General features: G+C 68.2%; 18 protein-coding genes. 5 read left to right on the forward strand and 13 right to left on the reverse strand.

The features are described 5' to 3' along the window. From murG to QOJ24_RS24970, 11 genes are all read right to left on the reverse strand, one after another. Window positions 1-1,045: undecaprenyldiphospho-muramoylpentapeptide beta-N-acetylglucosaminyltransferase (gene murG, locus QOJ24_RS24920; RefSeq protein ID WP_526266041.1), on the reverse strand; the 1,045-nt coding region annotated here is incomplete at its 3' end. Then, window positions 1,042-2,646, reverse strand: coding sequence for a putative lipid II flippase FtsW (ftsW, locus tag QOJ24_RS24925; protein WP_526266064.1), 1,605 nt, complete (start codon window positions 2,644-2,646; stop codon window positions 1,042-1,044). The genes murG and ftsW, both read right to left, overlap by 4 nt. Next, window positions 2,574-3,998, reverse strand: coding sequence for a UDP-N-acetylmuramoyl-L-alanine--D-glutamate ligase (murD, locus tag QOJ24_RS24930; protein WP_526266042.1), 1,425 nt, complete (start codon window positions 3,996-3,998; stop codon window positions 2,574-2,576). The genes ftsW and murD overlap by 73 nt, the downstream gene beginning before the upstream one ends. Window position 3,999: 1 nt before the next feature. Further along, complete coding sequence (gene mraY, locus QOJ24_RS24935; RefSeq protein ID WP_526266043.1) at window positions 4,000-5,079, reverse strand: phospho-N-acetylmuramoyl-pentapeptide-transferase; 1,080 nt, start codon at window positions 5,077-5,079, stop codon at window positions 4,000-4,002. Next, window positions 5,076-6,557 carry a UDP-N-acetylmuramoyl-tripeptide--D-alanyl-D-alanine ligase gene (locus QOJ24_RS24940; RefSeq protein WP_526266045.1) on the reverse strand — a complete coding sequence of 494 codons (1,482 nt, stop codon included), beginning with the start codon at window positions 6,555-6,557 and terminating at the stop codon, window positions 5,076-5,078. Before QOJ24_RS24940 ends, mraY begins: the two co-directional genes overlap by 4 nt. Further along, on the reverse strand, window positions 6,554-8,077 hold the full coding sequence (locus QOJ24_RS24945; RefSeq protein ID WP_526266047.1) for a UDP-N-acetylmuramoyl-L-alanyl-D-glutamate--2,6-diaminopimelate ligase: 1,524 nt from the start codon (window positions 8,075-8,077) through the stop codon (window positions 6,554-6,556). The genes QOJ24_RS24940 and QOJ24_RS24945 overlap by 4 nt, the downstream gene beginning before the upstream one ends. Before the next feature lie 42 nt (window positions 8,078-8,119). Then, window positions 8,120-10,033, reverse strand: coding sequence for a peptidoglycan D,D-transpeptidase FtsI family protein (locus tag QOJ24_RS24950; RefSeq protein WP_526266049.1), 1,914 nt, complete (start codon window positions 10,031-10,033; stop codon window positions 8,120-8,122). After that, window positions 10,030-11,049 carry a cell division protein FtsL gene (gene ftsL / locus QOJ24_RS24955; protein WP_526266050.1) on the reverse strand — a complete coding sequence of 340 codons (1,020 nt, stop codon included), beginning with the start codon at window positions 11,047-11,049 and terminating at the stop codon, window positions 10,030-10,032. The genes QOJ24_RS24950 and ftsL overlap by 4 nt, the downstream gene beginning before the upstream one ends. Further along, on the reverse strand, window positions 11,046-12,227 hold the full coding sequence (gene rsmH, locus QOJ24_RS24960) for a 16S rRNA (cytosine(1402)-N(4))-methyltransferase RsmH (RefSeq protein WP_526266052.1): 1,182 nt from the start codon (window positions 12,225-12,227) through the stop codon (window positions 11,046-11,048). The genes ftsL and rsmH overlap by 4 nt, the downstream gene beginning before the upstream one ends. Next, window positions 12,202-12,633, reverse strand: coding sequence for a division/cell wall cluster transcriptional repressor MraZ (gene mraZ / locus QOJ24_RS24965; protein WP_526266054.1), 432 nt, complete (start codon window positions 12,631-12,633; stop codon window positions 12,202-12,204). The genes rsmH and mraZ overlap by 26 nt, the downstream gene beginning before the upstream one ends. 262 nt (window positions 12,634-12,895) lie before the next feature. After that, window positions 12,896-13,300 carry an SCO2097 family morphological protein gene (locus QOJ24_RS24970; protein WP_526266055.1) on the reverse strand — a complete coding sequence of 135 codons (405 nt, stop codon included), beginning with the start codon at window positions 13,298-13,300 and terminating at the stop codon, window positions 12,896-12,898. A 224-nt stretch (window positions 13,301-13,524) separates the two neighbouring features. On the opposite strand from QOJ24_RS24970, the gene QOJ24_RS24975 reads away from it, so the two are divergent. The 4 genes from QOJ24_RS24975 to QOJ24_RS24990 all read left to right on the forward strand — a co-directional run bounded on the left by QOJ24_RS24975 (window position 13,525) and on the right by QOJ24_RS24990 (window position 17,509). Beyond that, window positions 13,525-14,127 carry a GNAT family N-acetyltransferase gene (locus QOJ24_RS24975; RefSeq protein WP_526266056.1) on the forward strand — a complete coding sequence of 201 codons (603 nt, stop codon included), beginning with the start codon at window positions 13,525-13,527 and terminating at the stop codon, window positions 14,125-14,127. A 74-nt stretch (window positions 14,128-14,201) separates the two neighbouring features. Beyond that, window positions 14,202-14,837, forward strand: a complete 636-nt coding sequence (locus tag QOJ24_RS24980) for an LppM family (lipo)protein (protein ID WP_526266065.1) — start codon at window positions 14,202-14,204, stop codon at window positions 14,835-14,837. 92 nt (window positions 14,838-14,929) lie between these two features. Further along, the gene (gene idsA2, locus QOJ24_RS24985; protein ID WP_526266058.1) at window positions 14,930-16,009 is read left to right on the forward strand and encodes a bifunctional (2E,6E)-farnesyl/geranyl diphosphate synthase; all 1,080 of its coding nucleotides are present in this window, start codon (window positions 14,930-14,932) and stop codon (window positions 16,007-16,009) included. A gap of 6 nt (window positions 16,010-16,015) precedes the next feature. Continuing rightward, window positions 16,016-17,509 carry an alpha-(1->6)-mannopyranosyltransferase A gene (locus QOJ24_RS24990; protein ID WP_526266059.1) on the forward strand — a complete coding sequence of 498 codons (1,494 nt, stop codon included), beginning with the start codon at window positions 16,016-16,018 and terminating at the stop codon, window positions 17,507-17,509. Here the strand turns inward: QOJ24_RS24990 and QOJ24_RS24995 are convergent. After that, window positions 17,464-17,868, reverse strand: a complete 405-nt coding sequence (locus QOJ24_RS24995; RefSeq protein ID WP_526266060.1) for an Rv2175c family DNA-binding protein — start codon at window positions 17,866-17,868, stop codon at window positions 17,464-17,466. The genes QOJ24_RS24990 and QOJ24_RS24995 overlap by 46 nt on opposite strands. Window positions 17,869-17,943: 75 nt before the next feature. On the opposite strand from QOJ24_RS24995, the gene QOJ24_RS25000 reads away from it, so the two are divergent. Continuing rightward, window positions 17,944-19,155 (forward strand): protein kinase domain-containing protein, encoded by a 1,212-nt coding sequence (locus tag QOJ24_RS25000; protein WP_526266061.1) that lies wholly within the window; start codon window positions 17,944-17,946, stop codon window positions 19,153-19,155. Between the two features lie 6 nt (window positions 19,156-19,161). On the opposite strand, the gene QOJ24_RS25005 is transcribed toward QOJ24_RS25000, so the two are convergent. Then, window positions 19,162-20,550, reverse strand: a complete 1,389-nt coding sequence (locus tag QOJ24_RS25005; RefSeq protein WP_526266062.1) for a class II 3-deoxy-7-phosphoheptulonate synthase — start codon at window positions 20,548-20,550, stop codon at window positions 19,162-19,164. Window positions 20,551-20,768 lie beyond the last annotated feature (218 nt).

The following is a 20,768-nucleotide window of genomic DNA, read 5'->3' on the forward strand; positions in this document are numbered from 1 at the left end:
CGCGAGGGCCGGCCACCGCCGCCGCTGCCGTCATCGCCGTGAGCCGGGGACCGTCGCCGAGCAGCCCGGCGACGGTTCCGCCGACGAACTCGGGCGTAAGGTCGGCGTCGTCGACGAGCAGACCACCGCCCGCGTTGACGACGGGCAGCGCGTTGAGTCGCTGTTCGCCATTGCCGATGGGCAGCGGGACGTACACCGCGGGCAGCCCGACGGCGGAGACCTCGGCGACCGTCATCGCGCCCGACCGGCAGATCGCCAAATCGGCTGCGGCGTAAGCCAAGTCCATCCTGTCCAGATAAGGCACGGCCACGTACGGCGGGTCCCCGTCGACCGGCGTCCGCAGATCGAGGGTGTTCTTCGGACCGTGGGCGTGCAGCACCGAGACACCCGCCGCGGCCAGCGCACCTGCCGCGGGTGCGACGGCACGGTTGATCGACTGCGCCCCCTGCGAACCACCGAAAACCAGAAGCACCCGTGCGTCGTCGGCGAATCCGAAGTGGGCGCGGGCTTTTGCCCGCTCCGACATCCGGTCGAGCGACGTGATCGCCGCGCGCACAGGCACACCGACGACCTCGGCGCGCGGCAGGCCGGGATCGGCCACCGCCGACAGCACGCGGCGCGCCGACCGGGCGCCCAGCTTGTTGGCCCAGCCTGCGCTGGCGTTGGCTTCATGGACGACCACCGGAACCCGGCGTCGACGCGCCGCCAGGTACGCGGGCACCGCCACGTAGCCGCCGAAGCCGATGATGACGTCGGCGTCGACGTCATTGAGCACGCTTGACGTCTCTCTCACGGCGCGCCGCACCCGCAGCGGCAGGCGCAGCAGATCGACCGACGGCTTACGCGGCAGCGGTACCGGGGTGATCAGCTCGAGGTGGTAGCCGCGGTCGGGCACCAGCCGGGTCTCCAGGCCGCGAGTGGTACCCAGCGCGGTGATCCGCACGTCGGATTCAAGCGCGCTGAGAGCATCGGCGACGGCCATGGCGGGTTCGATGTGGCCTGCCGTGCCGCCGCCGGCGATAACTACCGAGATGGGCCCATTCACCCGTGACGTTGACCTTCCAGTGTGCGAGCCCGTCGGCCCTGGTGGCGCTGTTGTCCAGCTGCGCTGGAGCTTTTCCGCTCCTCGCGTGCGCGGTTCGCGCGCTGGTCGCCTCCATGATGCCCTGAGCGTCGCACCGGCCGGTCGGCCGTATGGGGTTTGCGCCTGTTGTCCTTGGCCGGCTTGCGTTGCGGCTTGGCGGCCGCCTTTTTGTCACGGGACCGCAGCCTGTCGCGCAGCGCCTCGGTGCGCGTCGGCGAGTATGACTCGGGTAACGGCAGCCGCAGCATCCGATTGACCCGGTCGTCGCGGCCCGCGCGCAGCGCGGCCACCGCCTCGGGTTCGTGTCGCGCCGCGTTTGCAATCACACCGATGATGAGAAGCGTTGTCGCCGTTGACGTTCCGCCCGCCGAGATGAGCGGAAGCTGCAGCCCGGTGACGGGCAGCAGGCCGATGACGTAGCCGACGTTGATGAACACCTGGCCGAGCACCCACATGGTGGCGGTCGCGGTGAGCAACCGCAGGAACGGGTCGGCGGACCGGCGCGCGATCCGCATCCCCGTGTAGGCGAACAGGCCGAACAGGCACAGCAGCCCCGCTGCGCCGATGAAGCCGAGCTCCTCGCCGATGATCGCGAAGATGAAGTCGTTGTGCGCGTTGGGCAGATAATTCCATTTCGCTGTGCCCTGACCGAGTCCGTCGCCGAAGACACCGCCATTGGCCAGCGCGAACCTCGCCTGCTTGGCCTGATAGCCGGAGCCCTGCGAGTCGGCGCCGGGGTTCAGCCAGGACATCACCCGGTCGGACCGATAGCCCTCCGAGACGGCAAGGATCGCCGCCGAAACCACGACGGCGACCATCGACGACAAGAACACCCGCAGCGGTAGACCGGCGTACCACAGCAATGCCAGCAGGATGATGCCGAGCGACACCGTCTGCCCGAGGTCGGGCTGCGCGACGATGAGCGCAAGGGCGATCACCGCCGCGGGCACCAACGGGATCAGCATCTCGCGCAGCGATGCCCGCTCCATCCGGCGCGAAGCCAGCAGGTGTGCACCCCAGATCGCGAACGCGATCTTCGCCAGCTCCGACGGCTGCATGGACAACCCGGCGACGACGAACCAGCCGCGGGATCCGTTGGCCTCCTTGCCGATTCCCGGGATCAGCACCAGCACCAGCAGTACGATGGTGATCGCGAAGGCGCTGAACGACAGGCTGCGCATGGTCTGCACGCGCATCCGCATCGCGGCGTAGAAGGCGAAAAGCCCGACCAGCGTCCAGATCAGCTGCTTGCCGAAGATCACCCACGGCGAGCCGTCCTCGTCGTAGGAGTGCACGCCCGACGCCGATAGGACCATGATCAGACCGAGCGAGGTGAGCAGCGCCGCGACGGCAATGATGAGGTGGAACGAGGTCATCGGCCTGCCGAGCCATGCGCCGAAGCGGGTGCGCGGGACGTCGGTCGAGGCGTCGGCAGCCGTGCCGCCGGTCCGGCTGAGCCTCAGCCGAGCCAATATGTTGCTCACCGCCGCTACCTGGTTGCGCGAACGGCCGCGGCGAAGGCATCGCCGCGCTCGGCGTAGCCGCTGAACTGGTCGAAGGATGCGCCCGCGGGGGCCAGCAGCACGGTGTCGCCTTCGCCGGCCAGCCTGCGCGCCGCGGCGACGACAGCGGTCATCAGACGAGTCACAGAGTTAACATCTGACTCATTTGTCTCAAGCACCTCAGAATCCTCCCCCGTCACAACCTCCACAACGGGGACATCTGGGGCGTGTCGCGATAACGCGTTGGCGACCAGTGCCCGGTCCCGACCGATCAGCACGGCGCCGACCAGGCGATTTGACACGTCGGAGACGAGCTCGTCGACCGACGCGCCCTTGAGAAGCCCACCGGCGATCCACACCACCCGCGGGTAGGCGGCGATGGACGCGTGCGCCGCGTGCGGATTAGTGGCCTTGGAGTCGTCGACGTAGGTGACCCCGTCGATCTCTGCGACCACGTGGGCCCGGTGCGGGCCGACGCGAAACGACGACAGCGCATCGGCGATGGCGGTGGCGGGCACGTCGACGGCACGGGCCAGAGCGGCGGCGGCCAACGCGTTGAAGACACCGATCGGCCCGGGCACCGGGATTGACGCCGTGTCGGCCAGTACAAGGCCGTCGGCGAACGCCCGGTCGATCAGCGCGCCGTTGCGAACCCCCAGCTCCCCTTTGGCCGGTTCGTTGAGAGTGAAGCCGACCCGAACCGATGCGGCGGCGCTGTCGAGCAGCCCGGAGGCGACCGGATCGTCGAGGCCGACGACCGCGACCCTGCCGTCCAGCGCCCGCGACTTATCGGCCGCATATGCGTCCATCGAGCCGTGCCAGTCGAGGTGGTCCTCGGCGACGTTGAGCACCGCGCCGGCGTCGGGCCGCAGCGACGGCGCCCAGTGCAGCTGGAAGCTCGACAGTTCAACCGCGAGCAGCTCGGCAGGCTCGGCCAGCATGTCGATCACCGGGTTGCCGATGTTGCCGCACAGCACCGCCCGCCGCCCGCCTGCGACCAGCATCGCGTGCAGCATCGACGTGGTGGTCGTCTTGCCGTTGGTGCCGGTCACCACCAGCCAGCGCTTCGGGGTGCCGAACCAGCCGGCCTGATCGAGTCGCCACGCCAGTTCGACGTCCCCCCAGATGGGCACGCCTGCGGCCGTCGCCGCGGCCAAAACCGGTGCGGTGGGCGCGAATCCGGGGCTGGTGACAATCAGCGCGTAGTCGGCGATCCGGTCGACGGCCTCGTCGGTGGTGACGACGGTCGCCGGGGTGATGAGGCGCTGCAGCGCAAGCGGATCGTCGTCGCAGATGGTCAGCCGCACGCCGGTCGGCTCCAGTGCCGCGCTCACGGAGCGGCCCGTGATGCCCGCCCCGGTCACCAGCACACGGGTGCCCGGCGTGAGCGGCGCGACCTCGCGGCGGTTCACATCACGCCCCGACGGTGGTGAGCCACTCGCTGTAGAAGAGCGCCACCCCAAGACCGCACGCGATCGCGGTCAACAGCCAGAAGCGGATGATCACCGTGGTCTCCGCCCACCCGACGAGCTCGAAGTGGTGGTGGAACGGCGCCATCCGGAACACCCGTCGCCCGGTGGTGCGGAACGCCAGGATCTGCACTACAACCGACGTCACCTCGGCGACGAACAGAGCACCGAGCACCACCGCGAGCATCTCGGTACGGCTGAGCACCGACAGCGCGGCGATGACGCCGCCAAGCGCGAGCGAGCCCGTGTCGCCCATGAAAATCTTCGCGGGAGCGGCGTTCCACCACAGGAAACCGATGCACGCACCTGCCGTCGCGGCCGCGATCAGGGCCAGGTCCAACGGGTCCCGCACGTTGTAGCAGCCGACGCCCGGCGCCGTCGCGCATGCGTTCCGGAACTGCCAGAAGGTGATGATCACGTACGCCGCGCAAACCATGGCCATCGCGCCCGCTGCCAGCCCGTCCAGCCCGTCGGTGAAGTTCACCGCGTTCGACCACGCGTAGACGATCAGCACGCAGAACAGCACGAAAATGGCGGGAGCCAGTGTCACCGTGGCGATTTCGCGTACGTAGGACAGTTCGGCGCTGCCGGGTGTGAGCCCGTCGTTGTTGCGGAACTGCAGTGCGAGCATGCCGAAGATCACGGCGGCCGCCAGCATGCCGACCGTCTTGGCGGTCTTGTTGAGTCCGAGGTTGCGCGATCGCCGGATCTTGATCAGGTCGTCGACGAACCCGACGATTCCGAGCGCGGTCGCAAGACCCAGCGCCAGCAGACCCGAAGCGGACGGGCCCTGACCGTCGAGCGCCAGCCCGACCAGATGAGTGCCGAGGTAGCCCGCCCAGATCCCCGCCAGGATGGCGACGCCGCCCATCGACGGGGTGCCGCGCTTCTTGTGGTGGCTCGGCGGCCCATCCTCGCGGATCTCGTGGCCGAAGCCCTGCCGGGTGAAGAGTCCGATCAACACAGGGGTCAACAGGATCGACACCGTCAGCGCGATGCCGACGGCGATGAGGATCTGCCTCATGAGGCGACCAACGCCTCGGCCAACTTTCCCAGCCCCGCAGCGTTCGACGCCTTGACGAGCACCACATCTCCCTCACGAAGTTCGGCTCGCAACAATTCCAGCGCGGCGTCGGCGTCGGCGACCATGGTGGCCTCTCCTCCCCACGAGCCCTCCATGACCGCCCCGTGATGCATGGCGCCCATAGATCTCCCGGTTCCCACGACGATGAGTCGACTGACATCTAATCGCACCGCCAGCCGGCCGATGCGGTCGTGTTCCGATATCGCGTCGTCGCCGAGCTCGGCCATCTCGCCGAGAACCGCCCAGCTGCGCCGCGGCTCGGTGCCCTGACGGGCCATCCAGGCCAGCGACTTCAGTCCCGCGGCCATGGAATCCGGGTTGGCGTTGTATGCGTCGTCGATGACGGTGACGCCGTCTTCGCGGGTGCTGACGTGCATCCGGTGCTGCGACACCGGGCCCGCGCCGGCGAGTGCGGCCGCGACCTGTGCGCCGCTGGCTCCGCACTCCAGCGCGACGGCCGCCGCACACAGCGCATTGGACACCTGGTGTTCGCCGTGCACGGCCAGCGAGACGTCGGTCGCCACGCCTGCGGCATGCATCGTGAAGCGGGGCCGGGCCACCGCGTCGAGCGTGACCGGGCCCGCCCATACGTCTGCGCCGGATGAGAGCGACACCCGAACGACGCGGGCGGCGGTCCGTTCGGCCATGGCGGCGACGGCGTCGTCGTCTGCGTTGAGGATCACCACCCCCGAAGGCGGAACCGATTGTGGGAGTTCGGATTTAGTGCGGGCGATGGCCTCGCGGGAGCCGAACTCGCCGAGATGGGCAGTGCCAACGTTCAGCACGACCCCGATCGATGGCGGCGCGATCGAGGCAAGCGCAGCGATATTGCCGGGGTGGCGTGCCGACATCTCCAGGACCAGGTAGTCGGTGTCCTCCCCCGCCCGCAACACCGTCCACGGGGTGCCCAGCTCGTTGTTGAACGAGCCCGGCGGGGCGACCACCTCGCCGAGCGGCGCGAGCACCGCGGCAACGAGGTCCTTGGTCGAGGTCTTGCCCGACGATCCTGTGATGCCGATGATCGTCAGGCCGCCCGCCACCAGCTCCCTGGCCACCGCGGCGGCCAGCCTGCCCAATGCGGCGAGCACTGCGGCTCCCGAGCCGTCGGTGTCGTGTTCGAGAACACCGGCTCCCGTGTCGGTTCCGGCGTCGGTGCGTGACGTGACGACGACCGCAGGCACGCCGACCGGTCGCGCGGCCAACACCGCTACCGCACCGGCCGCCACCGCCGCCGCTGCGAAGTCATGACCGTCGCTCCGCGCGCCGGGCAGCGCGAGGAACAGCCCGCCCGCGGTCACCGCACGGGAGTCGAATTCGACCGTGCCGGTCACCCGGGTCGCAGCGGCGTCGGCGGCCGAGATATCGGCGAGCTCGCCACCGACGATGTCGGCGATCTGCGCCAGTGTCAGGGCGATCATGCGCGGGACCTGTGCGCTTCGAGGGATCCGGCGAGTTCGTCGCGGTCGTCGAACGGCCGGGTCTGACCGTGGCTGGTCTGACCCGCCTCGTGGCCCTTCCCCGCGATCAGCACCACGTCCCCGGCGCGGGCCCACGCGACGGCGTGGTCGATGGCCTCACGCCGATCGCCGATCTCGACGACCTGCGCGGGGCCGCCCGTCGCGCCTGCGAGGATCGACGACCGGATCGCGGCAGGATCCTCGTCGCGCGGGTTGTCGTCGGTCACCACAACGAGGTCGGCGAGCTCCGCCGCCACGCTGCCCATCGGCTCGCGCTTACCGGGATCGCGGTTGCCGCCCGCGCCGAACACCACCGCCATCCGGCCGGTCGTCTGCTCGCGCAGGGTCTGCAGAACGGCTTGCAATGCCCCCGGTTTGTGGGCGTAGTCGACCAGCGCAAGGAAATCCTGGCCGCGCTCGACAGGCTCGAGCCTGCCGGGTACCCGGGCATCCCGCAGTCCAGGCGCGGCCTGCTCGGGCGATACCCCGACCGCGTCCAGTAGCGCCGCCGCGAGCAGAGCGTTGGCGACGTTGTAGCGGCCCGGAAGTCCGATGCGCAGCCCGTGATGCACGCCTGCGGGATCGACGGCGTAGAACTCCTGTGCGCCGCGCTCGACCGCGCGAACGTCTTCGACACGCCAGTCCGCAGTTCCGTCGGTCGCGCTGACCGTCACCGGATCGGACGCCAGCTCGGCCATGGCGCGGCCCGCCTCGTCGTCGATGCACACCACGGAAGCGGCAGCGGCCGTTGGTGATCCGGGCGTGAACAACCGCGCCTTGGTGTTGAAATAGTCCTCCATCGTCGGATGGAAATCGAGGTGGTCGCGGGAGAGGTTGCTGAAGCCGCCGACCGCGAACTTGACACCGTCGACGCGTCCGAGGCTCAGCGCGTGACTGGACACCTCCATCACCGCGGTGTCGACGTGCTGTTCGAGCATCAACGCCAGCAAGGCCTGAAGGTCGGGCGCCTCGGGAGTGGTCAGCTTGCTCGGCAAATCCTCGCCCGCGATCCGGATGCCAACGGTGCCGACCAGACCCGCGACCCGCCCGGCGGCCCGCAGGCCCGCCTCAACCAGATAAGTGGTGGTGGTCTTGCCCGACGTACCGGTCACACCGATAATCCGGAGGTGTTGCGACGGGTTGCCGTACACGGCGGCCGCCAGGCCGCCGAGCACCGACCGCGGATCGGGGCGGACCAGTACCGGCACCGGCACGTCGCCGCCCATGTATGCCAGGCCGTCCGAATCGGTAAGCACGGCGACCGCACCGCGCTGGATGGCGTCAGCCGCGTGCTGTCCGCCGTGTGACGACGCGCCGGGCAGCGCTGCGAACAGATCCCCCGGCTGGGCGTCCTGGCTGCGCAGGGTGACACCGGTGACCACGGTGTCGCGCCCTCGGTCGACGGGTTCGACGACCGCGGCTATCCGGTCGGCCAGTGGCCCGAGAGCCTGGCCGGCGGGATGCGAGGGACGCAGCTTCATGGCGATGACACAGTACCGGCCCGCCTTGTTGCCGCTCCGCGGTCAGGTGGCCTGCAGCGTCAGCGGCGGACCGGGATCCGGCGAGAGCGGAATGTTCTCCCGCTGCAGCAGCCAGCTGGCGATGTTGTGGAACAGCGGTGCCATCGTTGTGCCGGGTTTGCCGTCCGCGGTGCGGTGCGGGTTGTCGGCCATGATGCCGATGACATACCGGGGGTTGTCGGTGGTGACCATGCCGGCGAAGGTGATCCAGTAGACGTCGCTGTAATAGCACCCGCACGCCGGGTTGATTTTCTGGGCGGTGCCGGTCTTGCCGGAAAGCTGATAGCCCTCGACCGCGCCCGTGGAACCGGTGCCCTGCTGTGTGCCCATCGGGTCGCGTTGCAGAACCGCGCGAAGCATGTTTCGTACCGTCTGCGCGGTCTGCGGGGACACCACCCGGACGCCGTCGGGCCTTGGCTCGGGTGTCCGTGTGCCGTCGGGCGCGATGGTCGCCTTGACGATGCGCGGGGGAATGCGCATCCCGTCGTTGGCGATCGCCTGGTACATACCGGTCATCTGCAGCAGCGTCATCGAAAGGCCTTGTCCGATGGGCAGGTTGGAGAACGTGCTGCCCGACCACTGGTCGATCGGCGGCACCAGGCCCTCGCTCTCGCCGGGCAGCCCGACGTTGGCGCGCTGGCCGAGGCCGAACTTGTCCAGCATCTCCGCGTAGCGCTCCGGCCCGACCCGTTGCGCCAGCATCAAGGTGCCGACGTTGGACGACTTACCGAAGACACCGGTGGTTGTGTAGGGCATCACGCCGTGCTGCCAAGCGTCGCCGACGGTGACGCCGCCCATATCGATGGAGCCGGGCACCTGCAGCACCTCGTCGGGATTGGACAGCCCGTACTCGATCACCGAGGAGGCGGTGACGATCTTGTTCACCGATCCCGGTTCGAACGGTGACGAGACGGCCGGGTTGCCGAGCTCGCGATTCTGCTGGCGACCGATGTCCTGGCTCGGGTCGAACGTGTTGTCGTTCGACATGGCAAGCACTTCACCGGTTTTGGCGTCGAGCACCACCGCCGACACATTGCCTGCGCCGGAGGCGTCCTTGGCCTGCTGAACCTGCTGCTGCACGTAGAACTGGATGTCGTCGTCGAGCGTCAGCTGCACGGTGGACCCGTTGACGGCGGTGTGCCGGTTGCGGTAGCTGCCCGGAATCACCACGCCGTCGGAGCCGCGGTCATAGGTCACCGACCCGTCCGTACCGGCTAGCGTGGCGTCCAGCGAATCCTCTAGACCGAGCAGGCCGTGGCCGTCCCAGTCGATGCCGCCGACGATGTTGGCGGCCAGCGAGCCACCCGGATACTGGCGCAGGTCTTGACGCTCGCTGCCGACCTCGGGGAACTTCTTCGAAATCGCCTCGGCGACCGCGGGATCCACCGCACGGGCGAGGTAGACGAACGACTCGTTGCTCTTCAGCTTCTTCAGCACCGTCTTGGCGTCCGGCTTGTTGTTCAGCCGCGACGCCACGTCGGCCGCAATGGCGCGCAGCCGGAGCTCGGGGTCGGGCGCCTCGGGGGTCGTCTGCCTGGCATCGGTGAGCTGCTTGCGGATCTTGACGGGCTGGAAGGTCAGCGCGCGGGCCTCGATGGTGAACGCCAGCTTGTCGTCGTTGCGGTCGACGATGCTTCCTCGCACAGCCTGGTCGACGTCGGTGACCTTGAGCTGACTCGCCGCCTCCGCGCGCAGGCCCGCGGCGCGCGGCACCTGCAGGTTGAACAACTGCGCCGCCGCGACGATGAGCACCAGGAAGATGACGGCAATACCGGCCCGATGCCGAAACACGAAAGACGCACTGCGCAAACCGGTGTCGGTGTCGGGTGTCCTCGTGCGACGTGCACGGGCCGACCGCACCTGGCCGGGACGTGCCTGCGGGGTCTTGCGGCCGCGCTGACCGGCGCCGCGGCTCACGTCGTTGCGCCGGGGACGGCCGCGGTGACGGGACTGAACTGCTCGGCGGGCGCAGGCGCGGCGGGTGCGGCGGGTACGGCGGGCGGCGACGCGGCAGGCGGCCCGGGCAACGGCCCGGCCAACGGTGCGGCCTGCGGCTCCACGGGCCCGGGGGCGGGCGGCTGACCGCTGGTTCCGTGCGGGCTGTCCGGCAGCGGCGCCGCCAACGGGGCGGCTGCCGGATCGGGTGCAGGTGCCTGTACTGCAGGCAGCGGTGCCTGTACTGCAGGCTGGGCCCGATCAGGCACCCGAACGACCATCTCTCGAGGATCGGCGACCGGCGGCGGTGCCGGCCTGCTCGCAGCTGCCTGTGCGGGAGGCGCGGGTATGTCGTCGGGCAGCGGCGTGTTGAGCGGCGGGGGCGGTACGCCTTCGGCTGGTTTGGGACTGCCGACGACTATCCAGTTGCCCGCCGGATCCTGCACCAGGTGCGCGGTGTCGCGGGACGGGATCATGCCGAGTTCGCGGGCCGACTCGGCGAGGGCTGGGGCGGCCTGGGCCTCGAGCACGTCGCGCTCGAGTGCCTCCTTCTGCTGCAGCAGCGCTTGATTGGTCTGCCTGGCGCTGCCCAGCTGATACGACCGCTCGGCGGCGTCCGTCGACAGCCACAGCGTGACGCCGAGGCCCAGCCCCAGCGACCCGATCACCAGCACCACGAACGGCACCCTGGCTGCAAGCGTGCGCGGGTTGAGGTCGATCTCCGAGATACGGGCAAGAAGCCGCTCCCGCAACGGGGGCCGGATAACCTTGGGCGCCTTCGCTTTTCTCGCCTTCGCACGCGCCTTCGCCTGGCTGGCGTTCCTCGGCCGGACGGGCTTGATCTGCGGCCGGGTGACCGGCGCGGTATCTGTCGCGCGCGGCCGCCCCCGCCGCGGCGGCGCGTCGGGCGAACGGCGTTGCGCTCCGCGCGCGGGCTGACGCGTGGTGCGCCTGCGCTCATCGGCGCCGCGCACTGCGGTGGTTCGCTTGGCCTTCATCCGACTGTCCCTTCTGACCGTCCGGCAACCTTTTCCAATGCCCGAAGCCGCACGGACGCGCTTCGTGGGTTGAGTTCGATTTCGGCCGTGCCCGCACGCTCGGCGCCGCGGGTCAGGCTGACGAATTCCGGCTCGTGTCCGGGAAGTTCGACGGGCAGTCCCGGCGGGGTGCGCGACGCCGTCGCCGTCGCGAAGACATTCTTCACGATGCGGTCCTCGAGTGACTGGTAAGACATCACCGCGATGCGTCCACCCCGACCCAACGCTTCCATCGCTGCGGGCAGCGCGGTGCGCAGCACATCCAGCTCGCCGTTGACGGCAACACGCAGCGCCTGGAATGTGCGCTTGGCCGGATGTCCACCGGTCCGGCGGGCAGGCGCTGGGATCGCCTCGTAGAGCAGCTCGACGATTTCGCCGGTGCGGGCGAATGGCCGGCTTGCACGCCTACGGACGATGCGGGAGGCGATCCGGCTCGCGAACCGCTCCTCGCCGAACTCGCGCAAGATCCGCGCCAGCGACTTCTCGTCGTAGGTGTTGACGACCTCGGCCGCGGTCAGCTCTGCGTCCGGATCCATCCGCATGTCCAGCGGCGCGTCGGCCGCGTAGGAGAAGCCGCGCTCGGTGCGGTCCAGCTGCATCGACGAGACGCCGAGATCGAACAGGATTCCGTCGATTTCCGGGTGGCCGGATTCGCTTGCCCAGTAACCGGACTCGTCGAGCACACCTTCGATCCCGTCGAACCTGGCGCGGTTCAGCAGGACTCGGTCGGCGAATGGCGCGAGGCGCTCGCCGGCGATCCACAGAGCGTTGGGATCGCGGTCGAGACCGATCAGCCGCAGGCCGGGCAGTGCGGTGAGGAACCGCTCGGCGTGACCGCCCGCTCCCAGGGTGGCATCCACCAGCACTGCTCCCGAGCCGTCGGAGCTACGGCGCGTCAACGCGGGGGTGAGCAGTTCGACACAGCGGTCGAGCAGGACCGGGACGTGCCCGTGGTCGCCAGGCGCCCGGCCAGGTGTGTCAGCCATGGCAAGCCCTCCGAGGAAGTGCGTCCCTGCACCGGGGTCCCTGTCCGAGCGCGCGGACCTGGCGTCGGGGAAGTACGCCAGGGCCGGCTCGGACAGAGGCCGCGTTGCACGGACTCTTAAGTCCCAATCAGATGATGTCGCGCAGAGTTTCATCGCTGGCCGCGGAGAAGTTCTCTTCGTGTGTCTCTTGGTAGTCACGCCAGGACTGAGAATCCCAGATCTCCAGGTAGTCAACCGAGCCGATCACCACGCAGTCCTTGGACAGGTTGGCGTAGCGGCGGTGGTCGGCGGACAACGTGATGCGGCCTTGCGAGTCGGGATGTTGTTCATCGGTTGCGGCGGCGAGGTTGCGCAGGAATGCGCGTGCTTGCGGGTTGCTTCGGGACGCTCCCGAAGCTCGCCTTGCCAGTGCCTCGAATTCGGCGCGCGGGTAGACGGCGAGGCTGTGGTCTTGGCTCTTGGTGACCATCAGCCCTCCTGCCAGCGCGTCGCGAAACTTGGCGGGCAGCGTCAGCCGCCCCTTGTCATCGAGCTTGGGCGTGTAGGTGCCGAGAAACATCCCCGCCACCTCCCGCCCGGTGAAGAAGCCCCGGTCGCTCCAACGATCGCCACTTTACCCCACAATCCCCCACTTTGCGTCAAACGAACAGCTAATGTCGCGGCCGTTTCCCCACTGCTAGCCCACGCGGCCGCAGACGAGCCGCGAAAGCCCTACCGCTGACAGCACAAAATGGCAGCTCACGGCGGTGTGGGGCGATGTGGGGGAATCCGGCGCACAAAAAAGGGGGTAGCCGAAATGGCTACCCCACCGTGATAGTGCGTTATTCGTCGAAGCGGCGGCGGAACCGATCTTCCATCCGACTGGTGAACGAGCCGCCTCCGCCCTTGGGCCGTTTCTGCCGAGGGCCGCCCTGCTCGGGCCCCGAGCGGTCGCGAGCACCGGTCACGCGGTTGCCGGTGATCGCGAACACCACGCCGCCGAACATCACAAGGAAGCCAAAAACAGAGAGGATCGGAAAACTTCCGATCATGGTGGCCTTGAACGCCACACCGCACACCAACATCGCCAGACCGACCACGAACAGTGCCGCGCCCTGCAGCCGACGCCGTGCCGACGGCGCGCGAAGGCCGCCGCCACGCACGCTCGACGCGAACTTGGGGTCCTCGGCATAGAGCGCGCTCTCGATCTGATCGAGCATGCGCTGCTCATGATCGGAGAGTGGCATGCGTCCCTCCTTGCCGCCCGTCGCTTGGTCTCCAACGCAGTTTATGCCCACGTCCGCGGACAACTAACAGTCATGATACGAGGTGAATCTGAGCCGTACCACCTAGTTCACCCCTTTCGATTGTATGACGTGCGCCGCCCTCGTGACCTACCGGCTCGCGATGCCGATAATGGCACTGGCTGGAAAGAACACAGCGAGAAGGCGCAGGAAGGCGGACAGCGAAGTTGGCGACGTTTCTCATCGATCTGTCGCCTGCCGATATGGAGCGAAGGCTGACCGATGCTCTCGCCGTCTACGTCGACGCCATGCGCTATCCGCGCGGCACCGAGGACCAGCGGTCGTCGATGTGGCTCGAACACACCCGAAGGAACGGCTGGAAGGCGGTCGCCGCAGTGGACGTTGCGGACCGTCGCGACGCGACCAGCGCCACGGCCGCCGAGCTGGTGGCGGCGCCGATCGTGGGGGTCGCCTACGGCTATTGCGGGGCGCCAGACCAGTGGTGGCAACAGCAGGTCGTTGCGGGGTTGCACCGGGTCGGCACCGACGGCACGCGCATCGCCGAACTGATGACCAGTTATTTCGAGCTGACGGAGCTGCACATCCATCCCCGCATCCAGGGTCGCGGCCTCGGCGAGGCGTTGACCCGCAGGCTGCTCGCGGGCCGGGGCGAATCCCATGTGCTGCTGTCCACACCGGAGATCAACGGCGAGTCCAACCGGGCGTGGCGGCTCTACCGCAGGCTCGGCTTCACCGACGTCATCCGCGGCTATCACTTCGCGGGCGACCCCCGCCCCTTCGCGATTCTCGGCCGGTCACTGCCACTCTGAGCGCTCGGATCTGGCACGATGACCTCGTGTCGAATCGCCGCAGAATTCGCCTGCTGGCAATCGTGGTGCTGCTGATGATCCTGCCCGTCGCAGTCGGATGCGTGCGGGTCAGGGCGAGCATCACCGTCTCCCCCGACGACCGCGTGTCGGGGCAGATCGTCGCCGCCGCGAAGCCGCGCGGTGCCGAGGACAAGGGCCCACAGCTGTTGAACAGCCTGCCCTTCAGCAACAAGGTGGCGGTGTCGGATTACGACCGGGACGACTACGTCGGCTCCCAGGCGGTGTTCTCCGATCTGACCTTCGCCGAGCTGCCCCAATTGGCCAACATGAACCGCGACGCCGCGGGCGTCGACATATCGCTGCGCCGCGCAGGCGATCTGGTGATCCTCGACGGACGCGCCGATCTGACGTCGCTGACCGATCCGGACGCGGACGTGTCGCTGTCAGTCTCCTTCCCCGGCGAGGTGACCTCCACCAACGGTGACCAGGTGGCCGCGGAGATCGTCGAGTGGAAGCTCAAGCCCGGCGTGGTGAGCACGATGTCCGCCCAGGCCCGCTACACGGATCCGAGCGCCCGCTCGTTCACCGGTGCGGCAATCTGGCTGGGCCTGGCGTCCTTCCTGGTGGCCGGCATCCTCGCCGCACTTGCGTGGGTCAACAGGGACCAGTCCCCCCGGTTCGCCGACCCTGCGGCGTCATCGCGCGGTTAGCAGCGCCCTGACTTTCTACAAAGCCGCGGTCACGCTCTACTCTGAAGGCACTCTCGGGCCAAACCTCGATCGAAAGGGGCCCCGCGCTGAGCGTGGATACAGCGGCACCGTCAGCCATCGAGTTGGCCAGCGCCGTGACGGACCAACTGCGGGTGTATCTCCAAGAGCGCCGCAGCCAGTCCGCCTACATCGGCACCGACTACGCCGACCTCACCGCGGCGCTCGAGGAGTTCGTGCTGCGCGGCGGCAAGCGTCTGCGGCCCGCGTTCGCGTATTGGGGCTGGCGCTCGGTCGCCGGTCGCGGTGCCGATCCCGACGTGCTGCGGCTGTTTGCGGCGCTCGAACTGCTTCAAGCGTGTGCGTTGGTGCACGATGACGTCATCGACGACTCGGCAACCCGTCGCGGGTTGCCCACGGTGCACCGGCTCTTCGCCGAGAAGCACCGCGACCACCGCTGGAACGGATCTGCCGAACAGTTCGGCCTCTCTGCGGCGATCCTGCTCGGGGACCTCGCCCTGGTGTGGGCCGACGACATCGTGGCGACGGCCGGGCTCGGCGCGGACGCGCAGCGTCGGGTTCAGCGGGTATGGGCCGACATCCGCACCGAGGTGCTCGGCGGCCAGTACCTCGACATCGTCGCCGAGTCCAGCGGCGCGACGACGGTGGCTTCGGCGATGAACGTCAACACCTACAAGACCGCCTCCTACACCGTCACCCGACCGCTGCAACTCGGCGTGGCCGCCGCCGCCGACCGGCCCGACGTACAGGCGATCTTCCACGAGGTCGGCAACGACATCGGGGTGGCGTTTCAGCTTCGCGACGACGTGCTCGGCGTGTTCGGCGATCCCGCGGTGACCGGCAAGCCGTCGGGCGACGACCTGCGTGCGGGCAAGCGCACGGTGCTGCTCGCCGAGGCCGTCGAGCTCGCCGACAAATCGGATCCGGAAGCCGCGCATCTGTTGCGGTCCTCGATCGGCACCGAGCTCTCCGATGAAAAGGTCCGCGAGCTGTGTCAGGTCATCGAGTCGGTCGGCGCACTGGCGGCCGTCGAGGAGCACATCGACATACTCACCTCACGGTCGCTTGACGCCATCGGTGCCGCGCCGATCGAAGCGCAGGCGAAGGCCGGCCTGACAAAGCTCACCAGGTTGGCCGCCAACCGAACCGCCTGAGGCGTTGTGACGACCTTCGCGCGACTCTCCGCATTCACCACCTCGCCCGAGGCCAGGCCCGCATTACTGGGGTTTCTTGGCGCGGCGATGATCACGGCGGGTGGTCTCGGTGCGGGCAGCACCCGCCTGCACGATCCACTGCTGGAGTCCCTGCACCTGTCGTGGCTACGGTTCGGGCACGGGCTTGTGCTGTCCTCGGTGCTGTTGTGGGGCGGCGTCGCGATGATGCTGTTCGCATGGTTGTGGTTGGGCCGCAGGGTAATCGACGGCTCGGCGCGCGACTACACGATGGTGGCGACCACCGGCTTCTGGCTGGCTCCGCTGCTGCTTTCGGTTCCGGTGTTCAGCCGCGACACCTACTCCTACCTGGCGCAGGGCGCGCTGTTGCGCGACGGCTTCGACCCCTACGCGGTCGGGCCGGTCGACAACCCGAACTCGTTGCTGGACGACGTCAGTCCGATCTGGACGACCACGACCGCGCCGTACGGGCCTGCCTTCATCCTTGTCGCGAAGTTCGTCACGATGCTCGTCGGCGATCATGTGATAGCAGGCACGATGGTGCTGCGGCTGTGCATGCTGCCCGGACTGGTCCTGCTCATCTGGGCCGCACCCCGGCTGGCCCGGCACGTCGGCGCCAACGGTGCGGCCGCACTGTGGATCTGCGTTCTCAACCCGCTGGTGATCATCCATCTGATGGGCGGCGTGCACAACGAGATGCTGATGGTGGGGCTGATGGCCGCGGGCATCGCCCTGATATTCCAGCGCAACCCGATTACGGGTAATGCGCTGATTGTCGTCGCGGTTGCCGTGAAAGCCACAGCGGGCCTTGCACTTCCGTTCATGGTGTGGGTGTGGGCGCGCCAGTTGCGGGAAAGCCGAGAGCTGTCGCGGCTTCGGGCGTTCGCTACCGCCTGCGCCGGTTCTGTGGCGATATTCGTCGCCGTGTTCGCCGTGCTCTCCTGGCTGGCAGGTGTTGGCCTTGGCTGGCTCACCGCGCTGGCCGGCTCGGTGAAGATCATCAACTGGCTCACGGTGCCGACCGCGGTCTCCAACCTCGTCAACGCCGTCGGCGGACTGTTCTTCCCGGTGAACTTCTACGCCGTGCTCGAGGTCACTCGCATCATCGGGATCGCCGTCATCGCGATCTCACTTCCCTTGCTGTGGTGGCGGTTTCGGCATACCGACCGCCAGGTGCTCACCGGCATCGCGCTGGCGATGGTTGTCGTCGTGCTGTTCGTGCCCGCAGCACTGCCCTGGTATTACACGTGGCCGCTGGCGATTCTCTCCGCGCTTGCCCAGAGCAGGCAGGCGATCGCTCTTGTCGCTGGGTACTCCACTTGGATCATGGTTATCTTCAAACCCGATGGCAGCCACGGCATGTACTCGTGGATCCACGTCGTGCTGGCAACGGCCTGCGCCGCGCTGGCGTGGTATTCGCTCTACAAGGATCCCGATCAATACGCCATCGCCTGGGCGCGCCGGACCACCTCTCGAGCCTGATGGCTGTGTAGCGCGTCGACCGGTCGGGCGTTGTCCTGCCGATCCACTGACCCGTCGCGTCTGATCGTCAGTGACGGGTCGGGCGTGAAGAGCCAGCGCAGGATCTCGGTGTTCTTGTACCCGCCGTCGTGCAGGACGACGAGCAACCCCGACAGGCTCTTGACGACGTGCCCGGCGTCGTCGAAGAACGCCCGCGGCACCACGACCGTCCCTTTTCGCCGAACACCGACCAGGTGACCTTCCCGCAGTTGTTGTTGGACCTTTGTCACGGGCACGCCGAGCAACTCGGCGACGTGGGGCAGGTCGTAGACGTCTTCGGCGGGATCGAGTACATCGTCAGCGGCTGGAATACTGCTCACGGGCCGAGTCTAGGACGCGCGGCGCGTCCACGTAGGCGCTCCGCAACGACAGTTGCCGAGATTTCGCTCCGTACCATGTTTCCGGTGGAGACCCACCAGCAATCCGACCCGCTCGTCGGTACAGTGCTGGACGGCCGCTATCGCATCGACACCCTGATCGCCACCGGCGGGATGTCGGGTGTGTACCGCGGATTGGACCTCCGGCTGGATCGGCCGGTGGCGCTGAAGATCATGGATTCTCGCTACTCGGGCGACAGCCAGTTCCTCACCCGGTTTCAGCGCGAGGCGCGCGCCGTCGCGCGCCTGAAGGACCCAGGGCTGGTCGCCGTGTACGACCAGGGCATCGACGGACATCATCCGTTCCTGGTGATGGAGCTCGTCGAGGGCGGCACACTGCGTGAGCTGTTGGTCGAGCGCGGGCCGATGCCGCCGCATGCGGTCGCATCGGTACTGGCACCTGTATTGAGCGGCCTTGCGGCGGCCCACCACGAAGGACTGGTGCACCGCGACGTGAAGCCGGAGAACGTGTTGATCTCCGACGGCGGCGAGGTCAAGATCGCCGACTTCGGGCTGGTGCGCGCGATCGCGGAGGCCAAGATCACCTCGACCAGTGTCATTCTGGGCACCGCGGCATACCTGTCGCCCGAACAGGTCAGCACCGGCGACGCCACCCCGGCCAGCGACGTCTACGGCGTCGGCATCCTGACGTTCGAGCTGTTGACAGGCAGCACCCCCTTCAACGGTGATACCGCCCTGACGGTCGCATACCAGCGGATGGACCACGATGTGCCCCGGCCCAGCACCCTGATCGGCGGTGTGCCAAAGCAATTCGACGACCTGGTGTTGCGCGCCACCGCCAGGAATCCGGCCGACCGCTACACCGATGCCGGCGTTATGGCGGCCGAACTCGAGGCGATCGTCGACGAGTTGGCGCTACCCGATTTCCGGGTGCCCGCGCCGCAGAACTCGGCTCAGCATCTGTCGGCGCAGATGCACCGCGGCAGCGAAGGCCGAGACGCCGCCACCGAGACCGTCCGCCCCGCGCAGCCGCACCGGCACACAAAGGCGCTCACCCGCGGTCCCAACGACTGGCAGAGCGACGAATCGCAGACCGAGTCTCGTGGCGTCGCAGCACAATTCGCGGGCATCGACATGGACGAGTTCCACTGGGCCCGGCAGCGTGCCAAGCGCGCCCTGTTCTTCTGGGTGGTTGCCGTGCTGGTCCTCACCGGCTCGCTCGCGGCGGCGGCGTGGACGATCGGCAGTAACCTGTCGGGCTTGATCTAGCCGCGTCTAGTCGCGAAGCATCTCGGCGACGAGGAAGGCCAACTCAAGCGACTGCTGGGTGTTGAGCCGCGGGTCGCACGCGGTCTCATACCGGCCCGCCAGGTCGGAGTCCGAGATGTCCTGCGCGCCGCCGAGGCATTCGGTGACGTTCTCGCCGGTAATCTCGACGTGCATGCCGCCGGGATGGGTGCCGAGCGCGCGGTGCACCTCGAAGAAGCCCTGCACCTCGTCGACGATGCGGTCGAAGTGGCGGGTCTTGTAGCCGGTGGACGACTCGTGGGTGTTGCCGTGCATCGGGTCGCACTGCCAGATGACCTGGTGACCGGTCGCCTGCACCTTCTCGATGATCGGCGGCAACAGGTCGCGCACCTTGTTGTTGCCCAACCGGCTGACCAACGTCAGGCGGCCGGGTTGGTTGTTGGGATCGAGGCGTTCCACGTATTCGACGGCCAGCTCGGGCGTCATCGACGGGCCGATCTTCACGCCGATCGGGTTGGCGATCACCTCGGCGAACGCGACGTGCGCCCCGTCGAGCTGGCGGGTGCGCTCCCCGATCCATACGTAGTGCGCCGAGAGGTCGTAGAGCTTCGGCTGGCCCTCGTCGTCGTGGGAGAGCCGGAGCATCGCGCGCTCGTAGTCGAGCACCAGAGCCTCGTGGCTGGCGTAGATCTCGGCGGTCTGCAGATTTCGGTCGTCGACGCCGCACGCGCTCATGAATGTCAGCCCCCGGTCGATCTCGCCCGCGAGCGCCTCGTAGCGCGCGCCCGCAGGCGAGGTCCGGACGAATTCCCGGTTCCAGTCGTGTACGGCGTGCAGCGACGCCAGACCCGACGTGGTCAGGGCCCGCACAAGGTTCATCGCTGCGCTGGCGTTGGCGTACGCGCGCACCAGCCGGGACGGATCGTGTTCGCGCAACGCCGCGTCCGGGGCGAAACCGTTGATCATGTCTCCGCGGTAGGACCTCAGGCCGAGCGCGTCGATGTCGGCGGATCGCGGCTTGGCGTACTGACCCGCGATGCGAGCGACCTTGACCACCGGCATGCTGGCGCCGTACGTCAGAACCACCGCCATCTGCAGCAACGTCCGGATGTTGGCGCGAATGTGCGGTTCGGTGTTGTCGACGAACGTCTCTGCGCAGTCCCCGCCCTGCAGCAGGAATGCCTTGCCGAGCGCGACGTCGGACAGCAGGCCCCTGAGCTTCTCGATCTCCGAGGGCACCGTCACCGGTGGCACGCTCTCCAGCACGGTCCGCATCGCCTTGGCCTGCTCGGGATCCCAGCTGGGCTGCTGTGCGGCCGGCTTGGCCAGCGCGGCGTCCAGCCGGTCCCGCAGCTCGTCAGGCAGCGGCGGCAGGTCCGGCAGCTGGTCGATGGGTACGTCGACGGTCCAGTTCACTCATACATGGTAACTGGCTCAGACCAGCCGTTTTACCTGCGGGCAAGTGCGACAAACGTCGGGAAACACCCCGGTTCATTTTCGCAGATACACAGCTAACGTTCAGCTTGGTGTCATCGACGACACCTGAGAAGACGGGAGCAATCTGATGCCAAAGGACACGATTCGCAGGACACGAACACTCGCCGCAGTCGCCGTAGCGGTAGCGGGCGCGGGCG

The sequence above is a fragment of the Mycobacterium sp. genome (assembly GCF_032159775.1).
Classification (GTDB): domain Bacteria; phylum Actinomycetota; class Actinomycetes; order Mycobacteriales; family Mycobacteriaceae; genus Mycobacterium.